Annotated in this window: 5 protein-coding genes; 3 read left to right on the forward strand and 2 right to left on the reverse strand. The window is 64.6% G+C overall.

Annotated features, from left to right (window positions below; genetic code table 11):
• Nucleotides 1-207: 207 nt before the first annotated feature.
• The 3 genes from aroC (at nt 208) to IJH84_RS08355 (ending at nt 2,163) form a co-directional block, all read left to right on the forward strand.
• Nucleotides 208-1,371 (forward strand): chorismate synthase, encoded by a 1,164-nt coding sequence (gene aroC / locus IJH84_RS08345; protein WP_295142323.1) that lies wholly within the window; start codon nt 208-210, stop codon nt 1,369-1,371.
• 61 nt (nt 1,372-1,432) lie between these two features.
• Nucleotides 1,433-1,846, forward strand: a complete 414-nt coding sequence (locus tag IJH84_RS08350; protein WP_295142326.1) for a shikimate kinase — start codon at nt 1,433-1,435, stop codon at nt 1,844-1,846.
• Nucleotides 1,847-1,872: 26 nt separating this feature from the next.
• The gene (locus IJH84_RS08355; protein WP_295142329.1) at nt 1,873-2,163 is read left to right on the forward strand and encodes a TNT domain-containing protein; all 291 of its coding nucleotides are present in this window, start codon (nt 1,873-1,875) and stop codon (nt 2,161-2,163) included.
• Nucleotides 2,164-2,330: 167 nt separating this feature from the next.
• On the opposite strand, the gene IJH84_RS08360 is transcribed toward IJH84_RS08355, so the two are convergent.
• The gene (locus IJH84_RS08360) at nt 2,331-2,930 is read right to left on the reverse strand and encodes a pentapeptide repeat-containing protein (protein WP_295142332.1); all 600 of its coding nucleotides are present in this window, start codon (nt 2,928-2,930) and stop codon (nt 2,331-2,333) included.
• A gap of 335 nt (nt 2,931-3,265) precedes the next feature.
• On the reverse strand, nt 3,266-3,574 hold a 309-nt coding region (locus tag IJH84_RS08365; RefSeq protein ID WP_295142334.1), incomplete at its 5' end, for a universal stress protein.

Raw genomic sequence — 3,574 nt, forward strand, 5'->3', positions numbered from 1 at the left:
CGAGGACCATCAGTCCACCTACGAAGGCTAAGAACTAAAAAGTGGCACACTGCTCCCTGGGAACTCTGTGCCACTTTTTTCAATGGCACAGAGTTCCCAGGGAGCAGTGTGCCACCCGAATCTCATCGCTCGCTTTCGTTCACGTTATGCTGGGTTACAATTCGATGTGAATAATCAAGCCGCTGAACGGGAGCAACAATGCACTACATGACAGCAGGCGAAAGCCATGGACCGCAACTGACGGCTATCGTCGACGGTGTGCCGGCAGGGCTGCGCATTTCAGAAGCAAGCATCAACGCCGATTTGGCGCGGCGTCAATCCGGCTACGGCCGCGGTGGTCGCATGGATATCGAATCCGATACGGCGCGCATCGTGTCGGGTGTACGTTTCGGTCGCACGCTTGGATCGCCGATTGCGCTCGTCGTGGAGAACCGAGATTGGCAAAACTGGGTTGAGGATATGGCTGCATTCGGGGAGGCACCCGTCGGCCTACATCGCGAGACAACGCCGCGTCCAGGTCATGCGGATCTGGTTGGAGCTCTCAAGATTGACTCGGATGACTGTCGCGATGTGCTCGAGCGCGCGAGTGCGCGCGAAACTGCAGCACGCGTGGCTGCTGCTGGCATAGCGCGCGAGTTCCTTGCGGATCTGGGAGTCGAAATATTCTCGTACGTCACGTCAATTGGCCAGGCTCAATGGATCGAGCGCGACCCCATGATGGAAGCGCCCGACTACAAGCCTCTCGAAATCGAGATCTCGGATGTGCGCTGTCCTAACGAAGCCGCGTCAGATGCCATGCGTTCCGAAATAGAAAAGGCAATCGAGGCAGGTGAAAGCCTCGGTGGCACGTTCCGCGTCGTCGTTCGCGGTCTTGTTCCGGGCGTGGGTGGATATGCATCTCGAAATGAACGATTGAGTTCACGTATCGGTGCCGCGCTTTTCTCGATTCCTGCAATCAAAGGGGTTGAGTTCGGGCTTGGGTTCGAAGCTTCCCACCTGCCTGGCTCGCAAGTCCACGACCAAATCGCGCTCGATCGCGGCAACGGCTTTACGCGCACGAGCAACAATGCCGGGGGGCTCGAAGGCGGAATGACGACAGGCATGCCGTTGATCGTCACGTGCGCTATGAAGCCGATACCGACGTTGGGCGCTCCTTTGCAGACAATCGATTTGGATACGCTCGAACCCGCTGCTGCATCTACGGAACGTTCCGACGTTTGCGCCGTTCCTGCATGTGCGGTTGTGGCTGAGTCGGAGATCGCCTTCGAATTGGCCAATGCCTATCTCGAAAAATTCGGCCACGACAACATGACGGACATCCGTGCTGCCGTCGCTGCGTACACACAGCGTTTGAGGACGGCGGCAAAGTAATGCCTGCGATGGCTTTGAAAAACCAAACAGGAACAGCCTCTTTTTGGTTGGGTGGTGCTCGATGACCGAGGTGTTCGACTTTCGCAAGTCATCAGACGAGTCAGCTGATCGCTCGTACAAGCTGGTCATGCCCGTGTTCTTTGTGGGGTTCATGGGCGCTGGCAAGACATCGGTGGCGCGAAAGCTTGCGCGAAGTGCCGGCGTGACTGCTGTCGACATGGACACGTATATCGCGCGGAGTTGCGACATGAAGGTGAAGCAGATCTTCGCAGAAACAGGTGAAGAGGGCTTTCGCCAAATCGAAACCGACGTCTTGCGCGAGCTTGCACGCCCGAGCCGCCGCGCCAGCCCCAGCAGGGCCAGCCCCAGGGCGGCCCGCAGCAGCAGGGCACGCAGCAGCAGGGCGGTCAGCAGCAACCGGCGCAACAGCAGCCCGGCCAGGAGATCCAGCCGCTGCGCGGCGAACCGCCGCTGACGCTGTACCGGGACCGGCGGCAGCTGGTGCTGCAGCCGGGCACCGAGCTGGACCGCTTCGGCGATCCGAGCGGCAACGTCACTTACGCGGCGCACACCCCGTACAACCTGCGTTCGCTGCCGCCGCAGTGGGCGAGCCGGCCGTACGCCGCCTACCGCGTGCAGCGCCCGGTGCAGGTGCTGCGGGGCACGGCGGTGCCGTGGTTCGAGCAGCCGGGCGGTGGCACGGCGTACGTGACGGCCTCGGCGATCACCGACCTGCTCGCGGACGGTTCGCTGGTCGAACTCCCGGACGCGCAGCGCCCGCCGATGGAGTGATCGAGCACCAGCGGAGGACCGGCATCGCTTCGGCGGTGCCGGTTTTTCGTTGTGCGGCAAGGAAATGCGTGCGCTGGAGCCCGCTGCGCCGCAGATCCGGTGAGCCGGGCCGGCCGTGCTGCCTCCGCAGCGAGGCGGCAGCACGCGGGATGCTCCGGGCTTCGGGTTCAGTCGACGCGCAGGCCGTTGGCGGCGGCGTAGGCCAGCGCGGTCTCCATGTCGACCCGCGCTCCGGACAGCGAGCTCTGCACCAGCTGGTTCGCGTCCAGCCGCGAGCCGCGCAGGTCCGCATCGTCGAGTTTCGCGCCGAGCAACCGGGAGCCGGTGAAGTCGGTTTCCCGCAGGTCGCAGCGGCGCAGGTCGGCATCGCTGAGGTTGGCCTCCCGGAACCGCAGGCCCCGCAGGTCCAGCCCGCGCAGGTCGGCCCCGCCCATCCCGGCCAGCGTGAAGTCCGTTTCGCGCAGCGTGCACGGCCGCAACTTGCAGGCCACGAAGGAAGAACCGAGCAGCGAGCAACCGTCCCAAGTGGACTCGCGCAGCAGCGTGCGGTCGAAGGTGCAGGACCGGAACGCGGTGGCGCGCAGCCGCGCGTCGGCCAGGTCCGCGCGGGCGAAGGTGCACTCGGTGAACACGCAGTTGGCGGCCCGCAGCCCGGTGAGGTCGGCACCGGTGAAGTCGCAGTGCTCGAACTCGCGCCCGTCCCATTCCTGGTGGATCAGCACCGCTTCGGCGAAGTCCTCCCCGACGGCCGGCTCCGGCTCACTCATGACCGCGACCTTTTCACACCGGTCCGACGATCCGGCCGAGGAGCACCCACCGAGATCAACCCACCATTAATACCCAGCATTGCGCACCGCTGATCACACCCGCGCATCGCCTCCCCGCTGACACGCGCCCCCACCCGATCAGCTCAGATCTTGCCGAGTGAACGGACCGCTCGTCCGACTAGATTGGACGAACAGGCCGTTCACTCTGATCAACTCGCTCGGATCGAGTTGGGTGGGGCGTGTCGGCTCAGCGCGGGGACCGAGATGAGCGGCGAGCAACGCGGGTACCGGTGGAAGCGGGAAAGGACCGGCGAACGACTACCGGGCGCGAGCCGCTACGGGACCACGACGACCGGCCGCACGGCCTCCACCACCAGCGTCGCGGGCACCGTGCCCAGCAGACCGCCGCGCCGCCGGGACCGCCCGACCACGATGAGGTCCGCGCGGTACTGCTCGGCCACCTGCTCCAGCCCGACCGCCGGATCACCGCGGTGGTGCACGAAGTCCCAGTCGATGTCGATGTAGCGCAGGTGCGCCACGACTTCCTTCTTCAGCTCCTCGACGAGGCTCTCGGCGGCTTCGCTGGCCACCGCGACCCCCATCGGAGACCAGTAGGCCACGCCGCCCACCGCCTCGACGTAGAC

Origin of the sequence: Saccharopolyspora sp. (assembly GCF_017434145.1) — a bacterium.
GTDB classification, from domain to species: domain Bacteria; phylum Actinomycetota; class Actinomycetes; order Mycobacteriales; family Pseudonocardiaceae; genus Saccharopolyspora_C; species Saccharopolyspora_C galaxeae.